Origin of the sequence: Rhizobium sp. BR 315 (assembly GCF_050577975.1) — a bacterium.
In the GTDB taxonomy this organism is placed as follows: Bacteria; Pseudomonadota; Alphaproteobacteria; order Rhizobiales; family Rhizobiaceae; genus Rhizobium; species Rhizobium miluonense.
In genome coordinates this window covers 88680-114859 of the sequence record NZ_JARWKZ010000008.1, presented here as the reverse complement: position 1 = coordinate 114859, position 26180 = coordinate 88680, and the positions used below count along the sequence as shown (strand labels likewise).

Annotated in this window: 32 protein-coding genes; 17 read left to right on the top strand and 15 right to left on the bottom strand. The window is 60.1% G+C overall.

The features are described from left to right. Positions 1-34: 34 nt before the first annotated feature. A complete protein-coding gene (locus tag QD409_RS11605) occupies positions 35-499 on the bottom strand; it encodes a MarR family winged helix-turn-helix transcriptional regulator (RefSeq protein ID WP_092845873.1) in 465 nt (154 codons plus the stop codon). A 133-nt stretch (positions 500-632) separates the two neighbouring features. Here QD409_RS11605 and QD409_RS11600 point away from each other — a divergent pair, with 133 nt between their 5' ends. The 3 genes from QD409_RS11600 to QD409_RS11590 all read left to right on the top strand — a co-directional run bounded on the left by QD409_RS11600 (position 633) and on the right by QD409_RS11590 (position 2292). Next, complete coding sequence (locus tag QD409_RS11600; RefSeq protein WP_092845871.1) at positions 633-1055, top strand: organic hydroperoxide resistance protein; 423 nt, start codon at positions 633-635, stop codon at positions 1053-1055. A 123-nt stretch (positions 1056-1178) separates the two neighbouring features. Next, positions 1179-1562, top strand: coding sequence for an MbcA/ParS/Xre antitoxin family protein (locus tag QD409_RS11595; protein ID WP_092845869.1), 384 nt, complete (start codon positions 1179-1181; stop codon positions 1560-1562). Further along, on the top strand, positions 1522-2292 hold the full coding sequence (locus tag QD409_RS11590; RefSeq protein ID WP_092845867.1) for an RES family NAD+ phosphorylase: 771 nt from the start codon (positions 1522-1524) through the stop codon (positions 2290-2292). Before QD409_RS11595 ends, QD409_RS11590 begins: the two co-directional genes overlap by 41 nt. On the opposite strand, the gene QD409_RS11585 is transcribed toward QD409_RS11590, so the two are convergent. Beyond that, positions 2279-2725, bottom strand: coding sequence for a MarR family winged helix-turn-helix transcriptional regulator (locus QD409_RS11585; RefSeq protein ID WP_092845865.1), 447 nt, complete (start codon positions 2723-2725; stop codon positions 2279-2281). The genes QD409_RS11590 and QD409_RS11585 overlap by 14 nt on opposite strands. Before the next feature lie 71 nt (positions 2726-2796). Here QD409_RS11585 and QD409_RS11580 point away from each other — a divergent pair, with 71 nt between their 5' ends. Beyond that, positions 2797-3522: a DUF899 domain-containing protein gene (locus tag QD409_RS11580; protein WP_092845863.1), complete on the top strand. Its 726-nt coding sequence runs from the start codon at positions 2797-2799 to the stop codon at positions 3520-3522. 216 nt (positions 3523-3738) lie between these two features. Further along, positions 3739-4515, top strand: a complete 777-nt coding sequence (locus tag QD409_RS11575) for a VOC family protein (protein ID WP_092845861.1) — start codon at positions 3739-3741, stop codon at positions 4513-4515. 116 nt (positions 4516-4631) lie between these two features. Here the strand turns inward: QD409_RS11575 and QD409_RS11570 are convergent, their stop codons facing one another. Continuing rightward, positions 4632-6143 (bottom strand): helicase HerA-like C-terminal domain-containing protein, encoded by a 1512-nt coding sequence (locus tag QD409_RS11570; RefSeq protein WP_092846020.1) that lies wholly within the window; start codon positions 6141-6143, stop codon positions 4632-4634. A gap of 216 nt (positions 6144-6359) precedes the next feature. Here QD409_RS11570 and QD409_RS11565 point away from each other — a divergent pair, with 216 nt between their 5' ends. Together QD409_RS11565 and QD409_RS11560 are read left to right on the top strand one after the other, a co-directional pair. Then, a complete protein-coding gene (locus QD409_RS11565; protein WP_092845859.1) occupies positions 6360-6758 on the top strand; it encodes a hypothetical protein in 399 nt (132 codons plus the stop codon). A gap of 226 nt (positions 6759-6984) precedes the next feature. Beyond that, a complete protein-coding gene (locus QD409_RS11560; protein WP_139115039.1) occupies positions 6985-7311 on the top strand; it encodes a hypothetical protein in 327 nt (108 codons plus the stop codon). 177 nt (positions 7312-7488) lie between these two features. Here the strand turns inward: QD409_RS11560 and zwf are convergent, their stop codons facing one another. The 4 genes from zwf to QD409_RS11540 all read right to left on the bottom strand — a co-directional run bounded on the left by zwf (position 7489) and on the right by QD409_RS11540 (position 12904). After that, positions 7489-9009: a glucose-6-phosphate dehydrogenase gene (gene zwf / locus QD409_RS11555; protein ID WP_092845857.1), complete on the bottom strand. Its 1521-nt coding sequence runs from the start codon at positions 9007-9009 to the stop codon at positions 7489-7491. A 173-nt stretch (positions 9010-9182) separates the two neighbouring features. Beyond that, positions 9183-9953, bottom strand: a complete 771-nt coding sequence (tam, locus tag QD409_RS11550; protein ID WP_092845855.1) for a trans-aconitate 2-methyltransferase — start codon at positions 9951-9953, stop codon at positions 9183-9185. A gap of 15 nt (positions 9954-9968) precedes the next feature. Next, positions 9969-11528: a TerC family protein gene (locus QD409_RS11545; RefSeq protein ID WP_092845853.1), complete on the bottom strand. Its 1560-nt coding sequence runs from the start codon at positions 11526-11528 to the stop codon at positions 9969-9971. Between the two features lie 335 nt (positions 11529-11863). Further along, positions 11864-12904 carry a zinc-dependent alcohol dehydrogenase family protein gene (locus QD409_RS11540; protein ID WP_092845849.1) on the bottom strand — a complete coding sequence of 347 codons (1041 nt, stop codon included), beginning with the start codon at positions 12902-12904 and terminating at the stop codon, positions 11864-11866. Positions 12905-13112: 208 nt separating this feature from the next. Between QD409_RS11540 and QD409_RS11535 the strand changes: the two genes are divergently transcribed. Further along, positions 13113-14000 carry a branched-chain amino acid aminotransferase gene (locus QD409_RS11535; protein ID WP_092845847.1) on the top strand — a complete coding sequence of 296 codons (888 nt, stop codon included), beginning with the start codon at positions 13113-13115 and terminating at the stop codon, positions 13998-14000. Positions 14001-14017: 17 nt separating this feature from the next. Here QD409_RS11535 and QD409_RS11530 read toward each other — a convergent pair whose 3' ends face one another. Beyond that, positions 14018-14542 (bottom strand): GNAT family N-acetyltransferase, encoded by a 525-nt coding sequence (locus tag QD409_RS11530; RefSeq protein ID WP_430762779.1) that lies wholly within the window; start codon positions 14540-14542, stop codon positions 14018-14020. A gap of 142 nt (positions 14543-14684) precedes the next feature. On the opposite strand from QD409_RS11530, the gene QD409_RS11525 reads away from it, so the two are divergent. Both QD409_RS11525 and QD409_RS11520 read left to right on the top strand, forming a co-directional pair. Next, positions 14685-14807, top strand: a complete 123-nt coding sequence (locus tag QD409_RS11525; RefSeq protein ID WP_280949814.1) for a hypothetical protein — start codon at positions 14685-14687, stop codon at positions 14805-14807. Between the two features lie 69 nt (positions 14808-14876). Further along, positions 14877-15128 (top strand): DUF1488 domain-containing protein, encoded by a 252-nt coding sequence (locus QD409_RS11520; RefSeq protein WP_092845843.1) that lies wholly within the window; start codon positions 14877-14879, stop codon positions 15126-15128. 5 nt (positions 15129-15133) lie between these two features. On the opposite strand, the gene QD409_RS11515 is transcribed toward QD409_RS11520, so the two are convergent. The 3 genes from QD409_RS11515 to QD409_RS11505 all read right to left on the bottom strand — a co-directional run bounded on the left by QD409_RS11515 (position 15134) and on the right by QD409_RS11505 (position 17970). Next, positions 15134-16363 carry an MFS transporter gene (locus QD409_RS11515; protein ID WP_092845841.1) on the bottom strand — a complete coding sequence of 410 codons (1230 nt, stop codon included), beginning with the start codon at positions 16361-16363 and terminating at the stop codon, positions 15134-15136. Beyond that, a complete protein-coding gene (locus QD409_RS11510) occupies positions 16360-17046 on the bottom strand; it encodes a YbhB/YbcL family Raf kinase inhibitor-like protein (RefSeq protein WP_092845839.1) in 687 nt (228 codons plus the stop codon). The genes QD409_RS11515 and QD409_RS11510 overlap by 4 nt, the downstream gene beginning before the upstream one ends. A gap of 108 nt (positions 17047-17154) precedes the next feature. Next, positions 17155-17970, bottom strand: coding sequence for a helix-turn-helix domain-containing protein (locus QD409_RS11505; protein WP_092845837.1), 816 nt, complete (start codon positions 17968-17970; stop codon positions 17155-17157). Between the two features lie 178 nt (positions 17971-18148). Here QD409_RS11505 and QD409_RS11500 point away from each other — a divergent pair, with 178 nt between their 5' ends. Further along, positions 18149-18493 (top strand): nuclear transport factor 2 family protein, encoded by a 345-nt coding sequence (locus QD409_RS11500; RefSeq protein WP_092845835.1) that lies wholly within the window; start codon positions 18149-18151, stop codon positions 18491-18493. Between the two features lie 4 nt (positions 18494-18497). On the opposite strand, the gene QD409_RS11495 is transcribed toward QD409_RS11500, so the two are convergent. Further along, complete coding sequence (locus QD409_RS11495) at positions 18498-19145, bottom strand: Asp/Glu racemase (protein ID WP_092845833.1); 648 nt, start codon at positions 19143-19145, stop codon at positions 18498-18500. A 271-nt stretch (positions 19146-19416) separates the two neighbouring features. On the opposite strand from QD409_RS11495, the gene QD409_RS11490 reads away from it, so the two are divergent. Both QD409_RS11490 and QD409_RS11485 read left to right on the top strand, forming a co-directional pair. Beyond that, on the top strand, positions 19417-20019 hold the full coding sequence (locus tag QD409_RS11490) for a superoxide dismutase (RefSeq protein WP_092845831.1): 603 nt from the start codon (positions 19417-19419) through the stop codon (positions 20017-20019). Positions 20020-20148: 129 nt separating this feature from the next. Beyond that, positions 20149-20991, top strand: coding sequence for a metallophosphoesterase (locus QD409_RS11485; protein WP_092845829.1), 843 nt, complete (start codon positions 20149-20151; stop codon positions 20989-20991). Between the two features lie 108 nt (positions 20992-21099). Here QD409_RS11485 and QD409_RS11480 read toward each other — a convergent pair whose 3' ends face one another. Continuing rightward, positions 21100-21801, bottom strand: coding sequence for a helix-turn-helix transcriptional regulator (locus QD409_RS11480; RefSeq protein WP_092845827.1), 702 nt, complete (start codon positions 21799-21801; stop codon positions 21100-21102). A gap of 129 nt (positions 21802-21930) precedes the next feature. Between QD409_RS11480 and QD409_RS11475 the strand changes: the two genes are divergently transcribed. From QD409_RS11475 to QD409_RS11460, 4 genes are all read left to right on the top strand, one after another. Beyond that, entirely contained in the window at positions 21931-22566 is a 636-nt protein-coding gene (locus QD409_RS11475) for a LysE family translocator (RefSeq protein ID WP_092845825.1), read from the top strand. 166 nt (positions 22567-22732) lie between these two features. Then, positions 22733-23176, top strand: a complete 444-nt coding sequence (locus tag QD409_RS11470) for a c-type cytochrome (RefSeq protein WP_092845823.1) — start codon at positions 22733-22735, stop codon at positions 23174-23176. Positions 23177-23277: 101 nt separating this feature from the next. After that, positions 23278-24192 carry a cytochrome c gene (locus QD409_RS11465; protein WP_092846018.1) on the top strand — a complete coding sequence of 305 codons (915 nt, stop codon included), beginning with the start codon at positions 23278-23280 and terminating at the stop codon, positions 24190-24192. A 108-nt stretch (positions 24193-24300) separates the two neighbouring features. Next, complete coding sequence (locus QD409_RS11460; RefSeq protein ID WP_430762778.1) at positions 24301-24927, top strand: C39 family peptidase; 627 nt, start codon at positions 24301-24303, stop codon at positions 24925-24927. 38 nt (positions 24928-24965) lie between these two features. Here QD409_RS11460 and QD409_RS11455 read toward each other — a convergent pair whose 3' ends face one another. Beyond that, positions 24966-25454 carry a GNAT family N-acetyltransferase gene (locus QD409_RS11455; RefSeq protein ID WP_092845819.1) on the bottom strand — a complete coding sequence of 163 codons (489 nt, stop codon included), beginning with the start codon at positions 25452-25454 and terminating at the stop codon, positions 24966-24968. 199 nt (positions 25455-25653) lie between these two features. Then, positions 25654-26067: a MerR family transcriptional regulator gene (locus QD409_RS11450; protein WP_092845817.1), complete on the bottom strand. Its 414-nt coding sequence runs from the start codon at positions 26065-26067 to the stop codon at positions 25654-25656. Between the last annotated feature and the right edge of the window lie 113 nt (positions 26068-26180).

Genomic DNA, 26180 nt, shown 5'->3' with positions numbered 1-26180 from the left:
GTCGACGCACCGAGCAGGGCGCTCAGGCTTGGTTTCACTCGGCGGCCAGATTGGCCTTCAACCGCTGCAACTGGTTGCGCAAATGGGCTATCTCGGTCATGTCGCAGCCGGTGGCTTGGCCGATGGCATCCATAATGCTGCCGACCTGGCATTGCATGTCGGTACCCTTCTCCGTCAACGAAACGATCACCTGACGCTCGTCCCTCGGGTCGCGTGCACGGCCGATCAGTCCGGCCTGCTCCAATCGCTTCAAAAGAGGCGACAGCGTCCCGGAATCGAGATCCAGCTTTTCGCCGATGATCTTGACCGAAAGACTGCCCTTTTCCCACAGCACGAGCATCACGAGATATTGCGGATAGGTGAGGCCGACGCGATCGAGGATTGGTTTGTAGGCGCGGTTGAAAGCATGCGCGGCGCTGTAAACGGCAAAGCAAAGCTGCCTTTCAAGCCGCGTTTCCTCATCCGGGATCATGGTGCGCCCATCTGCCTTGTCCGTCATTGCTGCTCCGCCATTTTCTTGTTGGAGCCATTGTCACAAATTCACCTTGCAAAATCAAATTGCAAAAAATACATATTGCGCACGATTAAATCGTGCTGTATATGATCTCCATCCAAACCGAAGGAGACATGACATGCCTATTCTCTATACGACCAAAGCTTCCGCCACCGGTGGCCGCGCCGGCCATGCAGTTTCCGAAAATGGCGTCCTTGACGTCACCTTGACCGTGCCGAAGGAACTCGGCGGCGATGGCGCCACCGGCACCAATCCGGAGCAGCTCTTCGCGGCCGGCTATTCCGCCTGCTTCCTGGGTGCTCTGAAATTTGTCGCAGGCCAGCAGAAGGTCAAGATTCCGGAAGACGCAAAGGTCACGGCGACTGTCGGCATCGGCCCGCGCGCAGACGGTACCGGCTTCGGCATCGAAGTGTCCCTGGCTGTTCACATCCCCGGCATGGACAAAGCCGAGGCCGAAAAGCTCGCCGCCGCTGCGCATATCGTGTGCCCCTATAGCCACGCCATGCGCACCTCGACCGAAGTGGCATTCGCGGTTGTCTGAGCCGGAATGAACGGCCTGCCAATCTAAGGCCGGATATATTGAAAAGGAGCGGCAGGTTTCATCGGCCGCTCCTTTTCTTTTGCAAGAAAAGTGCTATATCTTTTCTTGGGAAAGGAAGTAGTCATGATAAATGCCCAGGTAATAGATCATGCGAGGCCCGGCGAAGCGCTCGTCATCACCAAGGCCGTTGTCAATGCCGCCGAGCGGTTGGGATTGAACGCCCGCATACTTGCGGCCGTCATCGGTGTATCGGAAGCAACCATTTCGCGCATGAAGCGGCAGGATCATCTGCTCGAGCGCGAAAGCAAGCCGTTCGAGCTGGCCGTGCTTCTCGTTCGTCTCTTCCGTTCGCTCGATGCCATCGTTGGCGGCGATGAGGCTGTGGCGCGCCAATGGCTGCGCAACGGCAATATCGCCTTCGGCGCAGCACCCATCGACAAGATCACCTCGATTTCCGGTTTGACCGATGTCATTGCCTATCTGGACGCCCGCCGCGCTCTCATCTGAGGCGAGGGCCATTTCCGGCCAATATTGGCGACTGGTGGAATCGCAGCATCAGGTTTCGACGCTGAAGCTTGTGGATACGCTGGAGGAACAGGCTCTCCTTGAAAGCATCCTGGAGGAAAGTAAGCCGGTCCTGCCGCCGGAATGTGCCGGGCTCGACTATCTGCTTGCCACACCCTTTCGCTACGGAGCGATCTATCCCCATGGTTCCCGCTTCCGTCGTGCAGGTCGCACGCTCGGCGTTTTCTACGCCTCGGAGCAGGTGGAGACGGCCTTGGCGGAGATGAGCTTCTACAGGCTGCTTTTCTTCCGCGATTCCCCTGACACGCCGTTGCCCGCCAATGCCGCTGAATACACCGCCTTTGCCGCGGCGATCACCACGAATGCGGCGATCGATCTGACCGCGTCTCCTTTGGATCGCGATCGGCAGCACTGGGCGGATCCCGTCAATTATGAAGCCTGCCAGTCACTTGCGGAGGCGGCGCGGACAGGCGGCATCGAGGCAATCCTCTATCGCTCCGTCCGCGATCCTCAGGGTGGCAGGAATATCGCACTGCTCACGGCTAAAGCCTTCTCGGCGCGCGAACCTGTGGAGCGCCAGACATGGCGCATCCGGCTGTCACGCGTCGGTGTCCAGGCGCTATGCGAATTTCCCCGGCGCCGGATCGGTTTCGAAAGGCTGGATTTCGACGGCGATCCCCGGCTGTCGGAACGGCAGTTCAGAGCAGAGTAGCAAGATCGCTGCGCAGGCGGTTGCCATCGCCGTCGGGCAGCCGTTCCTCGAGTACCGCATGTGTCGTCTTCCAGATCGGTACGGCGGCGGCAAGCGCTGCCTTTCCCGATGGCGTGAGGCTGAGCAGGCGCGCGCGCCGATCTTTCGGATTGGGCATGATGCTAACCCATCCCCGCCGTTCCAGCGGCTTCAACGCCGCCGTCAGCGTCGTCTGATCTATTGCCAGGAGTGCCGTGATCGACCCCATGGATGCCGGCGCCGGCCTGTTCAACGACATCATCAGAGAGAATTGGCCGTTGGTGAGCCCGAAGGGCCGCAGCGCCTCATCAAAGCGGCGGGCCAAGGCGCGTGCCGCTCGCTGCACGTGCAGGCAAAGGCATGTGTCGCGCACTAACAGCGTGGTTTCAAAGGGGATTTCGACTGCGTTTGACATGATTCATTAATATTGATATCAATGTATTTGTCAAGATTTGGGGATGAAAACGCCGGAGGAGGGCGCTGACAATGAACCAGGTCGTTTCCAGGGAGGTGTGGCTGGAGGCCCGCCGCCAACTGCTTGCCAGCGAAAAAGAGGCAACGCATCTTCGCGATCGCGTCAATGCGGAACGCTTGGCCTTGCCCTGGGTAAAGGTCGATAAAGACTATGTTTTCGACACGCCGGACGGCAAGAGGACGCTTGCGGATCTCTTCGGTGGCCGCAGCCAGCTGATCATCTATCATTTTATGCTCGGCCCGGATTGGGATGCCGGATGCACCGGCTGTTCGTTCCTTGCCGATCATTTCGATGGGGCGCTGCCGCACCTCAATCACCACGACGTTACCCTGGTTGCCGTTTCCCGCGCGCCGCTGGAGAAGGTGGAAGCCTACAAGAAACGCATGGGCTGGGGTTTCCCCTGGGTGTCGTCCTACGCCAACGACTTCAATTTCGATTATCATGTCTCCTTCTCGAAGGAGCAGCTTGCCGGCGAGACCGTTTTCTACAACTTCACGCCTATGGATTCGGCCGAAGGGTATGATGAGCTTCCCGGTCTCAGCGCCTTCTACAAGGACGAAGCTGGCAATCTCTTCCACACTTATTCGAGCTATGCCCGCGGCCCCGAGGAATTGATCGGCACGCTGATGATCCTCGATCGAGCCCCCAAGGGACGCAACGAAAGCAGCACGATGAATTTTGTTCGTCGCCACGACGAATATGAGGATACGCAGCAGGCACATTCCTGCTGCCATTGAGGTATAATGAGGTGGCTTGGTTCAAGCTGTAGGGGGTGGGGGTCGAAACATTGCCCTTGCTGCCTAGATAGTACCTAGCGCGTGTTTGCCGGAGACGGACGGATCAATCGATCGACCATCGTTTGGCCGTCACTTTCATTGGCCATGATGCGCTCGCGCCGAAAGCCGGCTCGGGACGAGACGGACAGTGCAACAATCACAATGGGGAGAGATACAATGGCTGATAAGGGATATTTCGTCTGGTACGAGCTGATGACCACCGACATGAAGGCGGCCGAAGCTTTCTATACCAAGGTCGTCGGCTGGGATGCGGCGGATGCCGGCATGCCTGATGTCGGAATGGACTATACGCTGTTTAGCGCCGGCGCCGGCCCCGTTGCCGGATTGATGATACTGCCGGCAGAGGCGAAGGCCATGGGCACGCCGCCCTGCTGGACTGGCTATATCGGTGTTCCCAATGTCGACGAAGCAACCAAGACGGTCGCCGGCAAAGGCGGCAAGATCTACCGTGAACCGACTGATATTCCGGGTGTCGGCCGCTTCTCCGTCGTCACCGATCCCTATGGCGCTGCCTTCTGCCTCTTCACGCCGCTGCCGGGCCAGGATTGGGAGCCGGCGGCCCCTGCCACTCCCGGCTACTTCGGCTGGCACGAACTTTATGCCGGCGACGGCCCGAAGGCCTTCGATTTCTATTGCGAGATGTTCGGCTGGGAATCGAGTTCCGATTTCGACATGGGGCCGATGGGCGTGTACAAAATCTTCAAGATCGGCGATCGCGACTTCGGCGGCATCATGACCAAGCCGGCGGAAATGCCGGTGCCGGCCTGGAACTTCTACATCAATGTCCCGGCGATCGATGCGGCAATCATCCGCATCACCGAAGGCGGTGGCAAGATTACCAACGGCCCGATGGAGGTCCCCGGCGGCAGCTGGATCGTTCAGGCCACCGACCCGCAGGGAGCGTTCTTCTCGCTGGTCGCGCCGGTGCGCTAAAATAACACCTCCCTTGAGGGGAGGTAGCCGCAAAGCGGCGGGTGGGGGTGATTTCCTGGTTCGAAGGATCACCCCTCCCGAAGCTTTGCTCTGACCCTCAAGGGGAGGGTAACTTTCTACCGTTTCAAGCTGCCGAGAATGCCGCGGACCAATGCGCGTCCGACCTGTGTGGCGACCGTGCGCGCCACGCTCTTCAGCGCCGCTTCCATGATCGTCTCGCGCTGATAGCCGGAGCGGCGGCCGGACGACTTGTTGCTGTCGCCACCGAAGCCTGGCAGCGTCCAGCCATCGCCAGCGCTCTCATTTTGCGGCGCGGCAGCCTTGCGCGCGCGTTCCGTCAGGATTTCATAGGCTGATTCGCGGTCGATCGTCTGGTCGTAGACGCCGGCAACCGGGCTGGCATGGATGATGGCCTGACGCTCGACATCGTTCACCGGACCGATGCGGCCGGCTGGCGGGCGGATCAGCGTGCGCTCGACGATCGACGGTGCGCCCTTGCCCTCCAGCATCGACACCAATGCTTCCCCGGTGCCGAGCGTGGTAATGACCTCGGCGCAATCGAAGGCGGGGTTGGGCCGGAAGGTGGTCGCCGCCGTCTGCACGGCCTTCTGCTCGCGCGGCGTATAGGCGCGCAGCGCATGCTGCACACGGTTGCCGAGCTGCGCCAGCACGGTTTCCGGCACATCGAGCGGATTTTGCGTGACGAAATAGACGCCGACACCCTTGGAGCGGATCAGGCGCACCACCTGCTCGACACGCTCGATCAACACCTTCGGTGCATCGTTGAAGAGCAGGTGTGCTTCATCGAAAAAGAAGACGAGCTTCGGCTTTTCCGGATCGCCCACTTCGGGCAGTTCCTCGAACAATTCCGACAGCAGCCACAGCAGGAAGGTCGCATAGAGGCGCGGATTCATCATCAGCTTGTCGGCTGCAAGCACCGAAACCTGGCCATAGCCATCATTGCTGACCCGCATGATGTCGGAAATCTTCAGCGCCGGCTCGCCGAAGAAGTTTTCCGCACCCTGCTGCTCCAGGACAAGCATCGCACGCTGGATCGAACCGACGGAGGATTTCGAGATCAGTCCGTATTTGCTGGAAAGCTCGCTGGCATTGTCGCCCATATAGTTCAGCAGCGCCTGCAGATCCTTGAGGTCGAGCAGCGCCCAGCCGCTTTCATCGGCGATCTTGAAGGCGATGTTGAGTACGCCCTCCTGCGCCTCGGAAGCGTCCATCAACCGCGCTAGCAGCAGCGGCCCCATCTCGGCGATGGTCGTGCGCACCCGATGGCCCTTTTCGCCGTAAAGATCCCAGAAGATGACCGGGAACTGATCGAATTCGTAGGGCGACAGGCCGATTTCCTCGGCGCGCTTGAGCAGGAAATCCTTGGCCTCGCCCTTGACGGCGATGCCGGAGAGATCGCCCTTGATATCGGCGCAGAACACCGGCACGCCGGCCTTGGAAAAGCCCTCAGCCAGAACCTGCAGCGTCACCGTCTTGCCGGTGCCAGTGGCGCCAGTGACGAGGCCGTGGCGGTTGCCGAATTTCAGCGTCAGGAACTCATCCTTGTTGATGCTTTCATCCGGATTGCGGCTCGCGCCGACGAAAATCTGTCCATCCAGCTGCGGCATGGTGTCGTCTCCCTTTGGGCGGCGGCACAGCAGCTTTTGCAAGCTGCCAGGGCCATTCATCGATTTGTCCTGACACTGTTATAAGAACTCGCATGAAGAGGGACAACCATTCGCGTTGGGTTCCGCTTCTGGTAGAATGACGGCCTCCGGCGCGGCTTGTGTCGGTTGCTTCATTCAGTTACGTTGACGTTAACGTCGTAAAGGCAGGAGGCCACAGTGAACGAAGTTATTGACCAGATCGCGACCAAAGCCGGTATCGCTCCCGACCTCGCGGAGAAGGCTGTCGGAATGATTCTCAGCTTCCTGCAGCGCGAAGCGCCGGATGGCCCCGTTACCAAGATGATTGAAGCCTTTCCCGGCGCAACCGATCTCGTCGCACAGTATGGCGGCGATCAGGGCTCGGGCGGCGGTGGCCTTCTCGGCGGTCTGTTGAGCGCGGTCGGCGCCGGCGGCGGCATCATGGGCCTCGGCCAGCAGCTGATGAGCACCGGCCTCGGCATGGGCGACATTACCTCGCTTGCAAAGGAAACGGTCGCAACCGCCCGGCAATATGCCGGCAACGAAGTCGTCGACGAAGTCGTGAATTCCGTTCCGGGCCTGAGCCAGTTCATCTAATCCGTATTACCGCCGATAGTAAAAAGCCCCGCGGTGATGCCGTGGGGCTTTTTGTTGAGGACGCAAGTGCAGGAGCAGAAAGCCTCAAGCCATCCCGGCGTCCTCGTTGCGGCTCAATCTCAAGCTGAGAATGCTCTTGCTGCAACACGTAAAACGTATATTCCGTCCAATGTGTGAAACTTCGACGCGAGTCGTGCAGGCGTCTTCGTGAGGGATTGGGGCGAATATGAAGCAGTTCTTAAAAGTCTTTGCGTTTGTTGTGCTGGCAGGGTGCTCTACTGTGTCGGGCTATTTTCCAGATTCGAAGGTCGTAACTATTGACGGCACCGAATATATGGCCCGGCCACTTTCAGCAAAGAACTCATGGCAGGCTGGCTTGACTCGCCCGACGGGATCATCTCTCCTGATTATCAACCCGACTATCTATGCGGGGAATGTAAAGGCGATAGAGAAAGCCAGCGGCTGTTCCGTCCTTCGAGAGTCTGTACAAAATTCGGATAATTCCACTATTGCCGCCGTCGATTGTGGAAAGTCGAAAACGCCAAAACAATAAAATTGTTGTCCTGAAGTCGACAATGAGGCCAGCGGTTGAGGCGCTTGAAGCCGATCGGGTCCAATAGCTCGGCGGAAATTCCGTAGCCTCAACGGCCAAAACAGGCCTTTGGCAGTAAGATCGAGTAGAAGTAGATCGGCCGGCATCGGTATCCACCGATACCGGCCCGTTTCAACCTCAAACCCTCCTGCCGCTTGACGTCCCATCGATCTGGTGCCATTTGCGGCCGTCGCGTCCGATGAGTTCGTCGGCACAGGCCGGGCCGGTGCTGCCGGGTGCATAAGGGTCGGGCTTGCCGCCTTCGGCCCAAAGATCGAGGAAGGGTTGCACGGCCGCCCAGCCGGCTTCGATGCCGTCGGCGCGCTGGAAGAGGGTCTGGTCGCCGACGAAGAGTTCGTAGAACAGGCTCTCGTAGCCGGTCTGCTTGCCGATGTCGAAATTGTCGGCATAGCGGAAGTCGAGCGAAACCGGCGCGGTTTTCAGCACCAACCCCGGTGACTTGATCGAAATCTCCATGTCCAGACCCTCGTCGGGCTGCACCTGGATGATGAGCCTGTTCGGCGGCAGTTCCGGGCTCGAGCCCTGGCGGGGGAACTGCGCGAAAGGCACCTGCCGGAAGGTGATGACCACTTCCGTATCGCGCGCCTTCATCGCCTTGCCGGTGCGCAGGTAGAAGGGCACGCCGGCCCAGCGCCACGTATCGACGAAGAGCTTCAGCGCCACGAAGGTTTCCGTATCGCTGTCGGGCGCGACGTCGGCAGTCTGAGTGTAAGCATGCAGATCTCTGCCATTTAGCGGGCCCGCCGTATAGGCGCCGCGTACCCCGTTCTTGGCAGCTTCTTCCTGCGAATAATGCCGCAGTGCCTTTAGGACCTTGGCTTTTTCGTTGCGGATCGATTCCGCGTCGAAGCTGTTCGGCGGCTCCATGGCCACCATCGCGAGGAGCTGGAAGAGATGATTAGGCACCATGTCGCGCAAGGCGCCGGTCGCATCGTAGAATTTGCCGCGAAGGCCAACATCCACTAGTTCGGCCGCGGTGATCTGGACATGGTCGATATAGTTGTTGTTCCAGAGCGCCTCGATCATCATGTTCGCAAAGCGCGTCGTCATGATGTTCTGGACGGTTTCCTTGCCGAGGAAGTGATCGATGCGATAAATCTGGCTTTCATCGGCATGATTCAGCAGTCGCGCGTTCAACGCCTGCGCCGAGGCAAGATCGCGGCCGAAGGGCTTTTCAATCGCGATGCGGCGGAAGGCGCCCGTCGTTTCATCTGTCAGGCCATTCTCTGACAGCTTTTCGGCGATATCTCCGAAGAAACTTGGCGGCACGGCGAAATAGAAGGCCGCGTTGGCGCTTTGTGCATGCGAAAGGTAATTCGCGATTTCCCTATAGACGGCGTTCTGGGTGAAGTCGCCCGAGATGTAGCTGACGCGCTTCCGCAGGCTTTGCCATGCGTCTCGCCGCTCCAGATCGTCGATGTCGCCGGACGTTTTCAAAAATGCGTCCAGACGCTCCAGCAGCATATCGACACCGCCAGTCTCGATGCCGACGCCAAGGATATGCAGATCCTCCCCCACAAGCCCACTGCGAGTCATGTTGATCAGAGTTGGAATAAGAAGACGGCGGGTGAGATCGCCCGTGGCACCAAAGATCACGAAAGTCAGCGGTGGGGCGGGTGCGACGTCGGGGGTGGTCATGAGCACTTCTCCTTGTGGCGGCCATAGAGGGGGCTTCTGGACGACATCGACTATCTCCTCGGAGCTATTGCTGTTTCAGCTTTGGCTGCTTGTGTTCTAGCGCGGGCCGACGCCGGTTGTCGATGGGATCGACGCACCGCCATCGTCAGACTTTTTAAGGAGGGATAACGCGCCTATTTCTTCACTGCGACCAGGAAGAGCCGCGGGAAGCGCAACAGCACCCTGCCGTCCACGAGCGGCGGATAGGCTTTCTCGATATGTTTCAGATATTCGGCCGCGAAGGCCTCGCGATGTTCGGCGCCGGCATGGTCGAGATAGGGACGCAGGCCCGTACCCTTCACCCATTCGACGATAGCAGCCGCATTTTCCAGCGCATGATTGTAGTTGGTGTGCCAGATATCGACGCGAGCCGATTTGCCGATCAGCCTGTTGTAATAGACCGAAGGGGCGGGGAGCGGATTGCGGCGCACGCTCTTCTTGGCAAAGGCCTCGCTCCAGGGGCCATTCTTGCCGGTTTCTTCCATCATCAGATGGCTCGGCTCGGTCAGATTGTCGGGCATCTGCACGGCAAGCACGCCGCCAGGCTTCAGGCCATCCATCAGATGGTCGAGAACATCCAGATGGTTCGGCAGCCACTGAAAGACGGCATTGGCAAACAGCAGGTCGACGGGCTCCTCGGGGCGCCAGGTCGCGAGATCGGCGTTGGCGAAGGCCGTGCCGGGCATGCGCTTGCGTGCGGCGTCCAGCATGTTGTCGTCGCTATCGAGGCCGGAGACGCCCGCGGCGCCGTATCGCTCGACGATCAGTTCCGTCGAATTGCCGGGGCCGCAACCGAGGTCGATCGCCCGCTCGATGCGCTCCAGCGGCACTTGCGCCAGCAGGTCGCGCGCCGGGCGCGTGCGTTCATCCTCGAATTTCACATATTGGCCGGCAGACCATGCCATGAGCTTATCCTCTTTCTAGATTGCATATTCCAACGGTTGAATGCGGACCTTGTCGATATTTCGGCCATTGAGTTTGACCACTTCGAAAGCGAGTCGGCCAGAATTGAAGCTCTCACCTTCATGCGGCAGATGGCCGAGACCCCACAGGATGAAACCGGCAAGCGTCGAATAGCGATCTGTTTCGTCGACGAGGTCGGTGCCAACAAGCTTGGAGAGATGGCGGATGTCGATCCAGCCGTCGACGGTCAGCGATCCGTCCTCGCCCTTGTCGATCGTCAGGCGCTCGTCCTCCTCGTCGGGGAACTCGCCGGCAATGGCCTCGAAAAGGTCCGTTGTCGTCACCAGTCCTTCGATCTCGCCGTATTCGTCGAGCACCAGCGCCATGGCCTGATTCTGATGGCGCAGCCGCTCCATCAGTTTGAGCACGTTGATGCTCTCATGCACGGCGAGCGGCTGGCGGATGGAGCGCTCCAGATCGATCTCGCCCTTTTCCATCAGGTCGCGCATCACGTCGCGGGCGCTGGCGATGCCAACGAAATCGTCAAGGCTGCCGCGGACCACCGGAAAGCGCGAATGGCCGATCTCGATGACACGGCGTTGCTGCTCCTCGCGCGGCTTGTCGAGGTCCAGCCAGGCGATATCGGTCCGTGGCGTCATGATCGAGCGCGCCGAGCGGTCGGCAAGCGTGAGCACGCCATGAATCATGTCCTTCTCCTCGGTTGAGAATACCTCTTCGCTGACGGTTTTTTCGGCCGTCTTCTCGGTCGGTTCGCCAAGTGCGCCTTGCGGCCGCGTGGCGCCGAGAAGGCCGAGGACTGCATCGGCCGTGCGATTGCGGATATTGCTTGGCGTAATCAGCCGCTCCTTATTGCGGCGGGCGAGCTGGTTCAGCGTCTCGATAATGATCGAGAAGCCTATCGCGGCATAGAGATAGCCCTTCGGCACATGGAAGCCGAAGCCTTCGACAACAAGCGAGAAGCCGATCATCATCAGGAAGCCGAGGCAGAGGATGACGACGGTCGGATGCTTCGAGACGAAGGCCATCAGCGGCTTCGACAGAAATAGCATGACCCCGACCGCAATGATGACGGCAACCATCATGATAGAAAGCTGTGGCACCATGCCGACGGCGGTGATGACGCTGTCCAGCGAGAAGATCGCATCCAGCACGACGATCTGTACGATCACCTGCCAGAAGACGGCATGGACGAGCTTCTTTTCGCCCTGTGCTTCGTGTCCTTCCAGCCGCTCGTGCAACTCCATCGTACCCTTGAACAGCAGGAACATGCCACCGAGGATCAGGATGATGTCGCGGCCGGACAGGCCATAGCCCCAGACGCTGACCAGCGGCGCCGTCAGCGTCACCACCCAGGCGATGGAGGCTAGCAGCGCCAGACGGATGATGAGGGCCAGCGCCAGGCCGATCATGCGCGCGGCGTCGCGCTGGTGCGGCGGCAGCTTGTCGGCCAGAATCGCAATGAAGACGAGATTGTCGATACCGAGAACAATCTCGAGAACGATCAGGGTAGCAAGACCGATCCAGGCGGAAGGGTCGGATAGCCAGTCGAAGATCATCAATGTGCAAGCTTGGCGCCGGCCGCGATGGGCCTGCCAATTCTTTCCTTCTGTTTGTCGAGTAAGATGCCGCGCGCCAATGCCACCGCGCGGCTGGTACAGCCGTCGCTATCCGGATCGCTATTTGTCGGGCCGGCTTTCCTGGAGCAGGAACTATGAGGCTCGCTTTCGGGCATGGGCGGCAATCTGGGCACGAAATGACATTTGCGCAAGGGCATCGGATGAATGAGTCTATCCGGATTGCGTGACAGTTTTTCGAAACCACATCTTCATCGCCCGGTTGAACCGGGCGAAGCGGGTCAATCTTGAGGTTTCATGCCCTTCAACGGCATGGTTCAAAATTGCGTGATCACGCTGATGCCCTTGCCCTCGGCCTTGTCCAGCGTCATCAGCGCGGGGACGGCCTCGTCCAGGCTGATCTTGCGGCCGATGAGCTTCTGTGGCGCGATCTTGCCGGCGGCGAGCATGTCGAGCATGGCATCGTAGCGCCAGGCCTGCATGCCGTGGCTGCCATAGATTTCGAGCTCATGGCCGATGACCTGCGCCATCGGAATCTGCGGCGTTGCATAGTCGCCGAGCATGAGGCCGACCTGCACATGCCGGCCGCGGCGGCGCAGATTCTTGATGGAGTTGAAGCAGGTCGTGGGATGGCCGAGCGCGTCGATCGAGACATGGGCGCCGCCCTTGGTGATTTCGCGCACCGCCTCTGCCACATCGGCGACCTCAGCCGCATTGATCGTCGCCACTGCGCCGCATTCGCGGGCGAAAGCCAGCTTCTCGTCGGAAATATCGATGGCGATGGCATTGGCGCCTAGGGCGCTGGCGATCATGATCGCCGACAGGCCGACGCCGCCGCAGCCATGCACGGCGATCCATTCGCCGGGGCGCGTCTTCGCCTGATCCGCAACGGCGCGGAAGGAGGTGGCGAAACGGCAGCCGAGGCTTGCCGCCGTCGCGTCGTCGACCGTCTCGGGCAGGTGAACGAGATTGGTGTCGGCATAATCGATGGCGACATATTCGGCAAAGGAGCCCCAATGGGTGAAGCCGGGCTGGAATTGGCTGGGGCAGACCTGCTGGTTGCCTGAGTGGCACTCGGCGCAATGGCCGCAGCCCGATACGAAGGGAACGGTGACGCGATCGCCGACCTTGAAGCGGACGACGCCGCGACCGGCCGCGACGACCTTGCCGGCAAGCTCGTGTCCAGGCACATGCGGCAGCTTGATATCCGGATCATGACCCATCCAGCCATGCCAGTCGCTGCGGCAGAGCCCGGTCGCGCCGACGGCGATCACCACGCCGTCCTCGACCGGTGTCGGATCGGGCAGGGTACGGATCTCGGGCGTCGCCTCGAAAGACTCGTAATATATGGCTTTCATCGGAGTTCTCCCTGTTTGCCTGCCGTCTGTTCGGCTCATCATTTTTCCTGATGAACCCATTCGTCAAGTTGTTGTTTCGGCGCATGAAAATTGCGCTATGAATGCGATATCGGGCGCTTTGTTGCAAATGGATTTTGCCGCGCAGTTTCTGCTTGACCTTGAGATTGTGCGGTTATTTGCTCTTCGCCAATTAAGAGAGGAAGCTACCATGGCAGTCGATACGTCGCCCCGCTCTACCACCTGGACCTATGTCGAAGGAGAATGGCTCCAAGGCAATCCGCCGCTGATCGGGCCGACGTCTCACGCCATGTGGCTCGCCTCGACGGTGTTCGACGGCGCGCGCTGGTTCGATGGTATTGCGCCCGATCTCGATCTGCACTGCCAGCGCGTCAACCGCTCCGCCGTTGCCATGGGCTTGAAGCCGGTCAAGACGGCTGAGGAAATCGAAGCGCTCGCCTGGGAAGGCATCAGGAAATTCGACGGCAAGACGCCGATCTACATCAAGCCCATGTATTGGGGCGAGCATGGCTCGCCCGGCAGCGTCGTCGCCGTCGATCCGGAATCGACGCGTTTCGCGCTTTGCTTGTTTGAAGCGCCGCTCGGCGGCAATGGCGGCATCACGCTCACCGTCTCGCCCTTCCGCCGCCCGTCGCCGGAAACGGCGATGACCGACGCCAAGGCCGGTTCGCTCTATCCGAACAGCGGCCGCATGATCCTGGAGGCCAGGAAGCGCGGTTTCGATAATGCACTGGTGTGCGACATGAACGGCAACGTCGCCGAAACCGCCGCATCCAACGTCTTCATGGTCAAGGACGGCATCGTCTACACGCCGATCGCCAACCGCACCTTCCTTGCCGGCATCACCCGCGCCCGCGTCATCGGCCTGCTGCGCCAGGAAGGGTTCGACGTTCGCGAGGAAACCCTGTCTGTGGAGCAGTTCAAGGCGGCCGACGAGGTTTTCACGACCGGCAACTATTCCAAGGTCGTCGGCGTCAAGCGCCTGGATGATCGCGAATTCCAGGAGGGACCGGTCGCCCGCAAGGCTTTGGAACTTTATATGAATTGGGCCCATGGCCGCAGCGCAAGCGAAGAGTAGTCGGGTATAGCCCACACCTATTCTGCTTCGAAAGCGCCCCTGGTTATTTGATAGGACGCAAAGGGCTGGCCGAGATAATTTGTCTCGCGCGTCGGCGACAGACCGAGCTTTTCGGCAACGCGTATGGAGGCGATGTTGCCGGGTGCTATGTCGGCGATAACGCAGTCGAGGCCGAGCGTGGCAAAAGCATGAGCAAGAACCGGTCTTGCCGCTTCCGTTGTGTAACCTTTGCCCCAGCTGAATCTGTTCAGGCGCCAGCCGATCTCGATTTCTGGCCCGACCGCATCATCAGGGATCAACAGTATCCAGCCGAGAAATTGCTTCGGATTTTCCTTGGCGAAAACAGACCAATAGCCGAGGCCATTACCAAAGTCGGCCTCGATGCGCCTCGTCAGGAATAGCCGGTGCGCCTTCGGATCGTTCCACGGCCCCGGAATGAATTTCGTCACCTCCGGATCACGATCCATGGCAAAGCAATCTTCGATGTCGGCCATGGTGCGCGGGCGCAGGATCAGGCGGCCGGTTTCAAAGGTCGGAAGCACTGTTGTTCTCCAAGGCTATCGAGATAGAAGTGAAGATCCCAGGCAATAATATCTAACCGCGCGGCCAATCCAAATTAAACGGCGCGAAGACAGCTTTTATGCTACTATGAATTTGGTCGGCACAACCATTAAGGAGGCCGCCATGAAAATCTCTCTTCCTGCTTCTGTCTATCTTTTCGACTATTACAAGCTGTTCTTGCAGCTCTGTGTCGCCGCCGCGATTGGATTTGTCATCTACTCGGCGCTGTTCGGATTGACTTGGTGACATTGGAAGCCGTTAAAACCGCCGGCCTTCATGAGGCCGCCGGTCCATGTTGTTACGAGGTAGTCGACGATGGGCCTGAGCTTTCCCAACCGCAGCCGCAGTTACGATGCCTCGGCAAAGCGTATCCGATTCACCGGCCATGACGGCATGTTCGAGGTTTCGTTTCTCGTCGATGCGGATGTCTTCCCGGGCTCGAATACCGAGGCAGGCTATCTTGCAGCCTTCGATGCCGGACGTGACTCGATCCAGAAGGTGGCGGTGAAAGCCTACGGCTATGCCCGGCGGCGCCTCTATATCCTGACGGCTAGCGATTTTCGCTGACGAGACTACTTCGCCTCTGTCCTGAGGCTGACCCACCAGCAGTAGACGGCGCCGATCGCCAGCAGCACGCAGGTGCCGAGGAACACAGCGCGCATGCCGATATGGCCGCCGACGAAGCCGCCGATGACGGGACCTGCCACCTGACCGACATATTGTGAAGAGATGGAAAGGCCGAGGATGCTGCCGGTGGCCGCATCGGGAACGTTGTGCCGGATGACGGCGGTGATGCAGGGCAGAAGCCCGCCGAGCGCCACACCCATCAGGAAGCGCAGGGCAATCAACTGCCAGGCCGAGGTCACGAAGGCCTGCGGTATCAACAGCAGCGCCGCGACGCCAAGAGCTGCCATGATCACGCTCCAGTGGCCTATGCGGTCGGCCAGCTTGCCGAGCCAGGAGGCCGACAGGATGCTGCCGAGCGCCGCAGCGGCCATGACGACGCCAGAGACCATCGTCACCTGTGCGTCGCTGACGAACTGTGCGACATAAACCGTTATGATCGGCTCGATTGACATGTTGGCCAGCATCAGCAACAGGCCGAGCGACAGCATGGCGATGACCGGACGCTTGTTCGGAATGGAGGCCCAGCTGCCGCTCGCCTTCGCGGCCTTTTTCCTTGCCGTCGATTTCTCCTCCTTGATGAGGAAGGTCGTCGCAAGGAAGGTGAAGAAGATCACGCCGCCGGCCAGCAGGAAGGTGCCGCGGATGCCGATCAGCGGCGGCAGCGCGCCGCCGATCAACGGTCCCACGAGATTTCCTGCCATGATGCCTGCGGACAACGTGCCCAGCGCCCAGGCCGAGCGATGCTTGGGCGTCTGCGCCGCCACCAGCACCATCGATCCAGAGGCATAGCCGCCAGCAAGGCCGGTGAAGAGGCGCAGCGCCACCAGCTGCCAGATATTGCCGGCCATACCCATCAGCGAAATAGCGAGCGTCATGCCGAGGCTGGCGCGCACCAGCATCAGCTTGCGGCCGTAGATATCGCCGAGCCGCCCCCAGAGCGGCGCGACGAAGGCGGCGGCAAAGAAGGTGGCGCCATAGGCAATGCCTGACCATTGCACGATCGCGGCTTTGTCGCTGACGCCGAGCTCCTCGACATAGAGGGGCAGGAAGGGAAGCAGCAGCGTCATCGCCACGATCGTCGTGAACGATCCGACGAGGCAGATGATCAGGTTCCGCATCCAATGAGCGGTTTCCGGCTCGGCCGGTGCGGCCGCATCCCATCGTGTCTCGGTCATTTCTCGGCCTTGGTATTCAATGTGTAGAACAGTTCCTCGCTGCCCGATGCCAGGATGTGACCCTTCGCGGCGGCGAGCAGGTCGGCGCGGGTGAAGAGGTCGGGAAGCTTCAGCTGGTCGACGTCGAGCGCATAGACGGTGACGTGGTAGCTATGGACGCGCTCGTCATTCCAGGGCGGGCAGGCGCCCATATAACCGCCATGCGGTCCGTCCTTCAAGTTGCCGCTGCCGGCGCCGTTCTGGCCGCGTCGTCCATAGGCCGTGCGCTCAAGCGGCAGGCCGCCGGATGACGAACTGTTTCCATCCGTGCCTTCGGCAAGGCTGGTGCGCGCCGCAGGAATATCGGCCAGCACCCAATGGACGAATTCCATCCGCTTGAAGTCTTTCGGAATGGTCTTGTCGGCCTTATTGAACAGCGAGAAATCCGTGGGAACGTCGGGGTCGACCATCGTCAGCGCATAGGAGCGCGTTCCCTTCGGCCCTTTCGACCATGACACGGCCAAGCTCTTGTTGGGTCCGGGCGCAGACTTGTCGGACCCTGTCGAAATGCAGGAGGCGTTTTCCGGCAGCAGCATCCGGCCGTCGCTCTTTGCGAACGTCACCTTGAGATCGGCCGATAGGGCCGGCGTGGCGACGGCTGTCGCGATGATGATGGCGTTCAGAACTTTGAGCATGGTTTTCATGATGTTGCCCTTTCTTGTTGCGGCTGCTGTCAGCCTTCGAGGGCAGGGTTTAACAAATTCGTGCCGAGCGCCGGCGTACGAAAACGCTCAAAATGCGGTCGGAAACGCTCACGCGCTGCGAAGTCGATCGGCGAAGCGGCGGGGGGAGCGATAGCCGGTGGCAAGGGCGGCTTCGCGCAGCGACAGCCCGTCTTCGGCAAGAAGGGTCGTTGCCAGCGCCACGCGCTCGCTTGCCAGCACATCCCGCAGGGAAGCGCCTTCGCGCGAAAGCCGCCGTCGCAGGGTCGCGTTGCTTGTGCCGAGTTCGGAGGCGATGAGATCGGCCGTCCAGGGGCGGTCTGGCTGCCAGCGCACCAGCGCCCGCACCGCCTCGGCGGTTGTCTCAGGCGAGCCGGGCAGGGCGCCGCGCATGCCGAGCACCATGAGGATTTCGAGAAGCCTGTGTTCGATCAAAGGGATCGGCATGTTGCCGCCGGCAATGCCTTCACCGGCATGGCTGATGGCCGCTGCCAGCAATGGATCGAGCGGCAACTCCGCCTGCGAAGCGATCTGGGCGGGCGGAAACGCCTTTGCCGCCCGGCGCGTCAACTCCTGGGGAAAGGTGATGAAGATCGCCCGATAGACGCCGGTCTGCGGGTCGGGATCGTTGACGACATCGCCGCTCCAGCCGGCCGGCAGCACGATCACCGTACCGGCCGCAAAGTGCCGCTGCCGCCCCATGCTGACGATTTCTTTGGAACCTTCGAGGATGGCGACGATTGAGACCTGTGAAAAGGCCGAGCCGGCAATGCGCTCGCGTTCCCGCGTCACGAAGGTGAAAAGCGTGGAATAGCTGCCGGCGCCGTTCGGAGCGGCTGTAGGGCGATTATCCTTTGCCGCCAGCCGGCGCAACTTTTCCAATATGTGGTGATGAGCCTCGGACACGACGATGGCTTCCTGCTGATATGGGGGTATCCTGAAGTTTGGACCACACGCACGACGATGCCAAGCCCGCAAAGCGCTTTGTTGGTTCGCCTGTCTTATGTTATTAACTGATTGCATTTCGCAATCAGTTTGCAGTGAGGCAGCCGAAAATCGTCCATTGCAAAGGAGGAGGCACAATATGAACTCTCTCGAAAATGCTCGCTTCGACACGGTCAAACGTCTCTTTGCCGCCTATGTGGCGCAACATCCCGAGTTCGTTGATCCGATGCTGACCAGGGATTTCACCTTTTCCAGCCCGCGCGACGATCATATCAACCGGGAACAGTATTTCGAGCAATGCTGGCCGAAGGAGAAAGCCTTCCGCGACATTCACATCGAACATCTTGTAGCCGATGGCAATGACGTGATCGTCGGCTATCGCGCCGAGAAAATGGATGGCGGCAGCTTCCGCAATGTCGAACTGATCCGCTTTGCCGGCGACCGGATCGCCGAGGTGAATGTCTATTTCGGACGGCATTTGTAGCGGGTCAGCCCGCGATCTTCGTCATCGCCGCTGCAAGCGCAGTCGCCGGGCCGCTCATCGGTTGCGGATAGCTTTCCGGAAGAAGGCGTGCAGCGTCGGTCATGGACGCCTGTGCGAAAGCGATCGTAACAGGACCCTCGCCATGGGCCGCCGTCACCGCATCGGCAATGGAGGCAAGATAGGCTGGCAGATCGCCCGCTCGGAAGTGCGCCCATGCGCCCGGAACCAGCCGGACCTTGATCTCAGCGCCCGTCGCTTTGGCTGCGGCCTCAAAAAGCGCTGTGGTCGGAACTATGGTCGTTTCGACCGTGCAGAGAACGATGACCCTGCCGCCGGCCTTGACGGCCTCCTCGGCAAGCGTGGCATCCGCTCTGATGATCGGTGCCGCCGCGCCAGCGTTTACAGCCGTCGTAGCCGGGCCGAGCGTCGAGCAGTTAAGCACGACGGCATCGGCATCCTCAGCCAGATGCCGTAGGAGCGCAGCCGTTTCTGCTGATATCTCATCCGTCAGTCGCCCCACCTTTTCGGCGGCGAGAAGAAGATCGGCGCGGACATGATGACGGAGCATGCCATCAGGCAGCCCGAGCGCCTTCGCCGTCGCCTCATAGACGGCAATATTGCTTTCGGCGGTGTGCAGGCAAGCTATCGTCACGGGCATTCCTCGGCATGGCAGAAGGACCGTGAACCTAGTCGCAGCGGCTTGCTTTGTCGATGTTTGGGAACCGCGTTCGGCCATGAAGCCATGCGTCGTCGTATTCTGTGGGATAAACTTCTATGTCTAGGCTATACATGTTTGAAAAATAGGGCAATTTTTGCTCGTGTCTGCAACTTTTTTGGCATGACGCCGGTTGCTCTTCCTGGCGACCGCTCCTATGTTCCGGTCACCTGCCGACCGCAATTTTCTGCCAAGAGGAGATATGACCATGGCTTTCGAATTGCCTGCACTTCCCTACGATTACGACGCCCTTTCGCCGTTCATGTCGCGCGAGACGCTTGAATATCACCACGACAAGCACCACAAGGCCTATGTCGACAATGGCAACAAGCTCGCTGCCGAAGCTGGCCTTGCCGATCTGTCGCTCGAAGAAGTCGTGAAGAAGTCCTTCGGCACCAATGCAGGCCTCTTCAACAATGCTGCCCAGCACTACAACCACATCCATTTCTGGAAGTGGATGAAGAAGGGCGGCGGCGGCAACAAGCTGCCGGGCAAGCTCGAAGCAGCCTTCAATTCCGATCTCGGCGGCTATGACAAGTTCAAGGCCGATTTCGCCGCTGCCGGTGCCACGCAGTTCGGTTCGGGCTGGGCATGGGTTTCCGTCAAGAACGGCAAGCTCGAAATCTCCAAGACCCCGAACGGCGAAAACCCGCTCGTTCATGGTGCAGACCCGATCCTCGGCGTCGACGTCTGGGAACACTCCTACTACATCGACTATCGCAACCTGCGTCCGAAGTATCTCGAAGCCTTCATCGACAGCCTGATCAACTGGGACTACGTCCTGGAGCGCTACGAAGCCGCGACGAAGTAAGGTTTGCCGTAAAGGCTGGCTTTCGCACCCGGCGCCTTACTGGCGTCGGGTGTTTTCTTATCCGCCGGCCGTCATTGATGTATCCGCGTGCCGCCTCGCCGGCGCAAGGAAGCCGTCCAAGGAGGCCGAATGACGTCCACACCGCTCTTCCGCTTCGGTGTCATCGCCGATCCGCAATATGCCGATCTCGAGCCCAATCTGGCTCTCAATCGTTATCCGGCGAACAGCCTCATCAAGCTTCGCGCGGCGATAGACGAATTCAACCGGCACGATCTCGCCTTCGTCGTCACGCTCGGCGACATCATCGATCGCGAATGGAAGAGTTTTGATACCGTCTTGCCCGCCTATGAGGCGCTGCGTCATCGCAAGCATTTCCTGCTCGGCAACCACGATTTCGCTGTGGCATCCGAACATCTCGGCACGGTGGCAGCACATGTGGGCATGCCGTCAGCCTATTATGATTTCGTCCATTCCGGCTATCGCTTCATCGCGCTCGACGGCAATGAGATCAGCGTTTTCGCCCCGCCGGAAGGCGATCCGCGCCGGCAGGAGGCGAAGGACCTGATGAAGGCGCTGGAGCGCGCCGGCGCGCTCAATGGCCATCGCTGGAACGGGGCCATCGGCGATGCGCAATATGACTGGCTCGCCGCGAAGCTGCGGGAGGCAAAAGCGTCCGGCGAGAAGGTCATTCTCCTGAACCATTATCCGATCTTCCCGGATAATCCGCACAATGCCTTGAACAGCGACCGGATTTTGGCGCTGCTGGCCGAGCACGATCACGTCGTCGCCTATCTCAACGGCCACAATCACGCCGGCAATTTCGGGGTGTCCGACGGAACCTATTTCGTCAACTTCATGGGCATGGTCGATACCGACGACACCACTGCCTATGCGATCGTCTCGGTCTATAGGGATCGGATTGAGGTTACGGGATTCGGCCGCGAGACCAGCAGGACCTTGGCGCTGCGCTGATACGCGTTCGATCGCCATCCGTATCTTGGTAACGTCTCTTTCTGAGGCGCAGGCGGCGGCGGAATGATTCTATAAAGCCCGGTCACATCCTGGACGTCTCGCAACACCTCAGCCGGTCGCGGCCGAGGTGTTCGTTTGCCAGCCATTCACCCAAATCTGCCGCAGACGGTCGCCTTCGCCCTTGAACCAGAGGCCGGTTGGCTGGCAGTCCTCGATCCGGTCGCTGCGGAAATTGCGGATGGCCTGGCGCAACTCGCACCAGGCGACGATGTTGGCTGTTTCGGCGTAATAGATCAGCGCGATCGGCCGGATGAGGCGCTCGGTGGCCCGGCCGAGTTCGTCGCGATAGGCAAGATCGAGTTTTTCCTCGTCGCGGATGGCACGGCGAACCAATGCCAGGTCGATCGCCGAGGCAGAAGGCGCAGCAAAACCCCAGGCATGCAGCGCATTGGCATCGAGGGTCTGGCGCAGCGGTGGCGGCACGGCGCCGGCGATCTTGGCGCTCACGCGCTTGGCCGCTTGCTTCAGTTCGGAGTCGCCGGTGCGCTCCAACAGCGCCAGCGACAGCACGATCGCCTCCATTTCCTCGATCGAGAACATCAGCGGCGGCAGGTCGAAGCCGGGCCGCAATATATAGCCGATGCCGCGCTCGCCTTCGATCGGCACCCGCATCGCCTGAAGCGCTGCGATGTCGCGATAGACCGAGCGCACGGTCACCTCCAGCTGGCCGGCAATATCGGCCGCCGTCACCGGCCTTTTGGCCAGCCGCAGGATCTGGATGATCTCGAACAGGCGCGACGCCTTGCGCATTTTATTTCCTTAATGACGAAGGCTACTGACAACACCCCGTCAGTTGGCTCGATTTATATGATCGCCTATTCACTTGAAAATCAATCATTTCCTCTCCTGCTTCCATGGAGAGAGCGATAGGCAACTGACATGGGTTACGCAGAAAATCTCTGGCTTTTCTTTCTCCTTCTCTTAGGCATCATCATCGTGCCGGGCATGGACATGCTGTTCGTGCTCGCCAATTCCCTGACCGGCGGCAGCAATCGCGGCCTTGCTGCGACGGGCGGCATCATGCTCGGCGGTGTGGTGCACTCGCTGAACGGCGCTGTCGGCATCGGTCTGCTGATGCATTTCGTGCCTGTTCTCTTCAATCCGCTGCTGATTGCCGGGGGCGCCTATATGGCCTTCATCGGCTACACGCTGATGCGCAGTTCCATCACCGTCGGTCATGATGGCCCCGCCGCCAGCCGCTCCACCTGGAAAGCCTTTCGCCAGGGAGCGGTCACTTGCCTGATCAATCCGAAGGCCTATCTCTTCATCTTTGCCGTGTATCCGCAGTTTCTGAAGCCGGAATACGGCCCGGTATGGATACAGGCCACCATCATGGGAGCCATGACCATAGCAACGCAGTTTGCCGTTTATGGAGGCCTAGCCATCACTGCCGGGCGCAGCCGCAACCTGCTGGTTGCCAATCCGCGGGCAACCGCTTTTGCGGGCCGTTCGGCAGGGCTGCTGCTCGTCGCGGTTTCGGTGTTTACGGTCTGTATGGGCCTCAAATTGGCGTGAGAGCTGAAGCCGCGAATGAATGTGTCGATAGCATGACACTGATTTCACTTGTCTCTCACCACTTTGTGACTTCATTGCGGGAAAGGAAACCGGCAAACATGTCAGCCGTAAACATGCGCTGGCCGCGCATGCGGTCTTGATCATCAGGAAGACGTAGGAGAAGGAAATGAAGTGGAAAGCGATTGTGGCGGCAACGGCCTTGGCCGGTATCGCCCTGGGTTCAGTCGTGGCGGCCGATGGCACGCATGACTCCCGCATCGGATTGATGAAGAAGATCGGTGGCGCCACCGGAGCTCTCGGAGCGATTGCAAAGGGCGACAAACCTTATGACGCCGATATCGTCAAGGCGTCACTGGCGACGATCGCCGAAACCGCCAAGGCGTTCCCGAACCAGTTCAATCCGCAGAGCGACAAGAGCGATGCCGAGGTCAATCCAAAGATCTGGGAGAACTTCGATGACTTCAAGTCCAAGGCTGCGAAGCTCTCCACCGATGCCGAGACGGCGCTCGCCCAGCTCCCGGATGACAAGGCCGGCGTCGGCGCAACATTGAAGACCCTCGGTGGCAGCTGCGGCGCCTGTCATCAGGCCTACCGCATCAAGAAAGACTGAGCGGTAGGTCGGCCTCGCCTGAAAATCGGTTTTGGCCTCCGCACCGGTTTTGCTGGCGGTGCGGAGCTTCATGGCTTTAGAGCTAGAGCTTGGGGGTAGTGGTGATGGCGCGGTTTGTCCGGTGGCTGCTTTGCCTTTTCGGTGTGATCATCCTCGGCTGCGGCGCGTTCTATGTCGTCACCGCGCCGACGTCCTTGCCGGCAAGCCATTGGGCCAATCTCGGCGATCCCGATGTCAAGAATGGCGAGATGGTGTTCTGGACCGGCGGCTGCACCAGCTGTCATGCCGCGCCAGGCGCTCAAGGGGAAGCCAAGCTCGTGCTTTCGGGTGGCCTGGGGCTCAAGAGCCCCTTCGGCACCTTCCATGTGCCGAATATCACGCCGGACGAGAAGGCAGGGCTCGGCAGCTGGACGCTCGCAGATTTCGGCAATGCCATGAAACGCGGCGTCGGCAGACAAGGCGAACATCTCTATCCGTCCTTCCCATACGGCTCCTATAGCCGCATGAGCGATAAGGACATCAACGATCTCTGGGCCTTCCTGAAGACGCTGCCGAAGAGCAGCAATATCGCTCCGCCGCACGAACTGCCCTTTCCCTTCAACATCCGGCTGGCGCTTGGTGCCTGGAAATTTCTCTATCTCAACGACCAGCCGCGCGTCGTCCTCGTCAATGCTGACGACAAGATTAAGCGCGGGCAGTATCTGGTGGAAGGGCCGGGCCATTGCGGCGAATGCCACACGCCGCGCGATAGCCTCGGCGGCTTCCTGAGCGGTCAATGGCTGGCCGGAGCGCCCAATCCGGAAGGAAAGGGCCAGATCCCGGATATCAGGCCAGGTTCAAAGGCGATCGGCAGCTGGAGCGCCGGCGACATCGCCAACTATCTCGAAACCGGCTTCACCCCGAACTACGATTCAGCTGGCGGCTCGATGGCCGAAGTCCAGCAGAACATCGCCCACTTGCCGGCAACCGACCGCGAGGCGATCGCGGCTTATCTGAAGGCGCTGCCGGCGAAATAGGCTGGAAATTGTCCACGAAGCGCCCGGCGCTTGGCGGATGCAGCCATTTTTCCAGCGCATTTCCGATAAAGCTTATGCCACGGGATTCGGCAACGGGAGAGGGTGGTCGTGGACGCAAGGGTGGCGCAAAGGGTTCCTTATTTCAGCCAGTGGGAAACGGCTGACATGACGCTGGCTGTCGTGGCCGAGGGCGCGCGGTCCGCCTTGCTGAAGGACCCGCTCTGGGCGTCTTCCGGCGCTCGCGATATCGAGGAATATGCTCATTGGGCTGCCAATCTCTGCGGCATGGCCTGCCTGAAGATGGTGCTTGCCGCCCGCACCGGCAAAACGGTTCCGATCATGGATCTGGCCATGGGATGCAGGGATTACGGCGGCTATGTCGAGGAGCCGGATGGCCGGATCAGGGGGCTGATCTATGCGCCCTTCATTCCCTTCGTCCGCGATCGCTTCGATCTGAATGCCAGGGTCGTCACCGGCATTTCCATTGCGGAGATTGCCGATATCCTCACGCAATCGGAATTTTTTATCGCGTCAGTACATCATTCCATTCGCTGGCCGGAGACCGAGCCGCCGGCCAAGGGCGGCCATCTCGTGCTGGTCACGGCCATCGACGGAGATATGATCCGCTTCCACAATCCTTCCGGTCACATCGATGCGACACGCGAGAATGTCGAGATGCCGCTGGAGACGTTCGATAGGTTCTTTGCCGGCCGCGGGATCGCCATCGATCGCTGACATCGGGCGTCTGATGGCGATCCCGTCAAAGGCCGGCATCAGGCCAGTGCCTGCAGGTAACGCATACCGGTGACCGGACGCGGCTTGAAATCCATGTGCTCGTAGAAGCGGTGAGCCTTGAAGTTGCCTGTCGCGGCGCCAACCGAAAGGTAGGTGCAGCCGGCCTTGCGCGCGATATCGCGGGCGCGGTCGACGAGATGCTGCCCGATGCCATGGCTGCGATGGCCATCACGCACGAAGAGATGATGCAGATCCATGCCCCGCTGCCCTTCCTGCGCCTTGTAGAGCGGCACGAGGATGGCGTAGCCGAGCAACCCATCTTCGCCTTCGGCGACCAGCGCTGTGATCCAGGGGACCGGGCCGAACAGATCGCGTTCGAGCTGCTCGGGCGTTGTGCCGGAAGGATCGCCGTGATGGGCGGCCAGCAGCCGGATCATGTCATTCAGTTCCGGCAGGTCGCGCGGCTGCGCATTGCGGATGGTCAGAACAGGCGGCCGTAGAAGTGAGATGTCGCTATCGTCTAGCATGGCATTTTGCGTCCTTGTTTTTGAATGAGCCGTCAGGACGCTGCCGATACAACAAAGCCGCCTGACGGCGGCTTGTTGACAATATGATCTGTCTCGGCCGCCCCTTACAGGTACAGCCAAAAATACGAGCAATTATGGAGCGCGTGCGTGATCATGAGCGCATCAATGGTCCGGTTCAGCGCATTTGTCAATGGGGGCCTCAATGCTCTCCGTCGCATAGCCCATGATCCGACAATGCCCGGATCACATAGCAGTCTTCGATACTGTGGCCGTCGCAGTGCGAGACGATGCGCTCCAGCTCATGCTCCAGCCGCTTCAGCTGCGCGATCTTGATGCGCACGTCATCCAGATGTTCCTTGGCGATGCGGTCGGCGCCGACGCAGGGGCGATCCGGGTGCTGGCTGAGCGAGATCAGTTCCTTGATGGCGTCGATCGTCAGACCGAGGTCGCGGCCATGGCGGATGAAGGCCAGGCGCTCCAGATCGGTTTTGGTATAGCGGCGCTGATTGCCTTCGCTGCGGTCGGGTTCCGAGATCAGTCCCATCTGCTCGTAATAGCGGATCGTCGGTACTTTGACGCCGGTACGCTTGGACAAGTCGCCGATCGACAACATCTGTGATCTCCAATACCTCTAGTCTCTAGAGCAATATATGCGATCGCCTATTAAATTTACAAGGGCAGGTAGTCATACGGTACAATCGGGATCAGCCCATTATTGACGCGGTC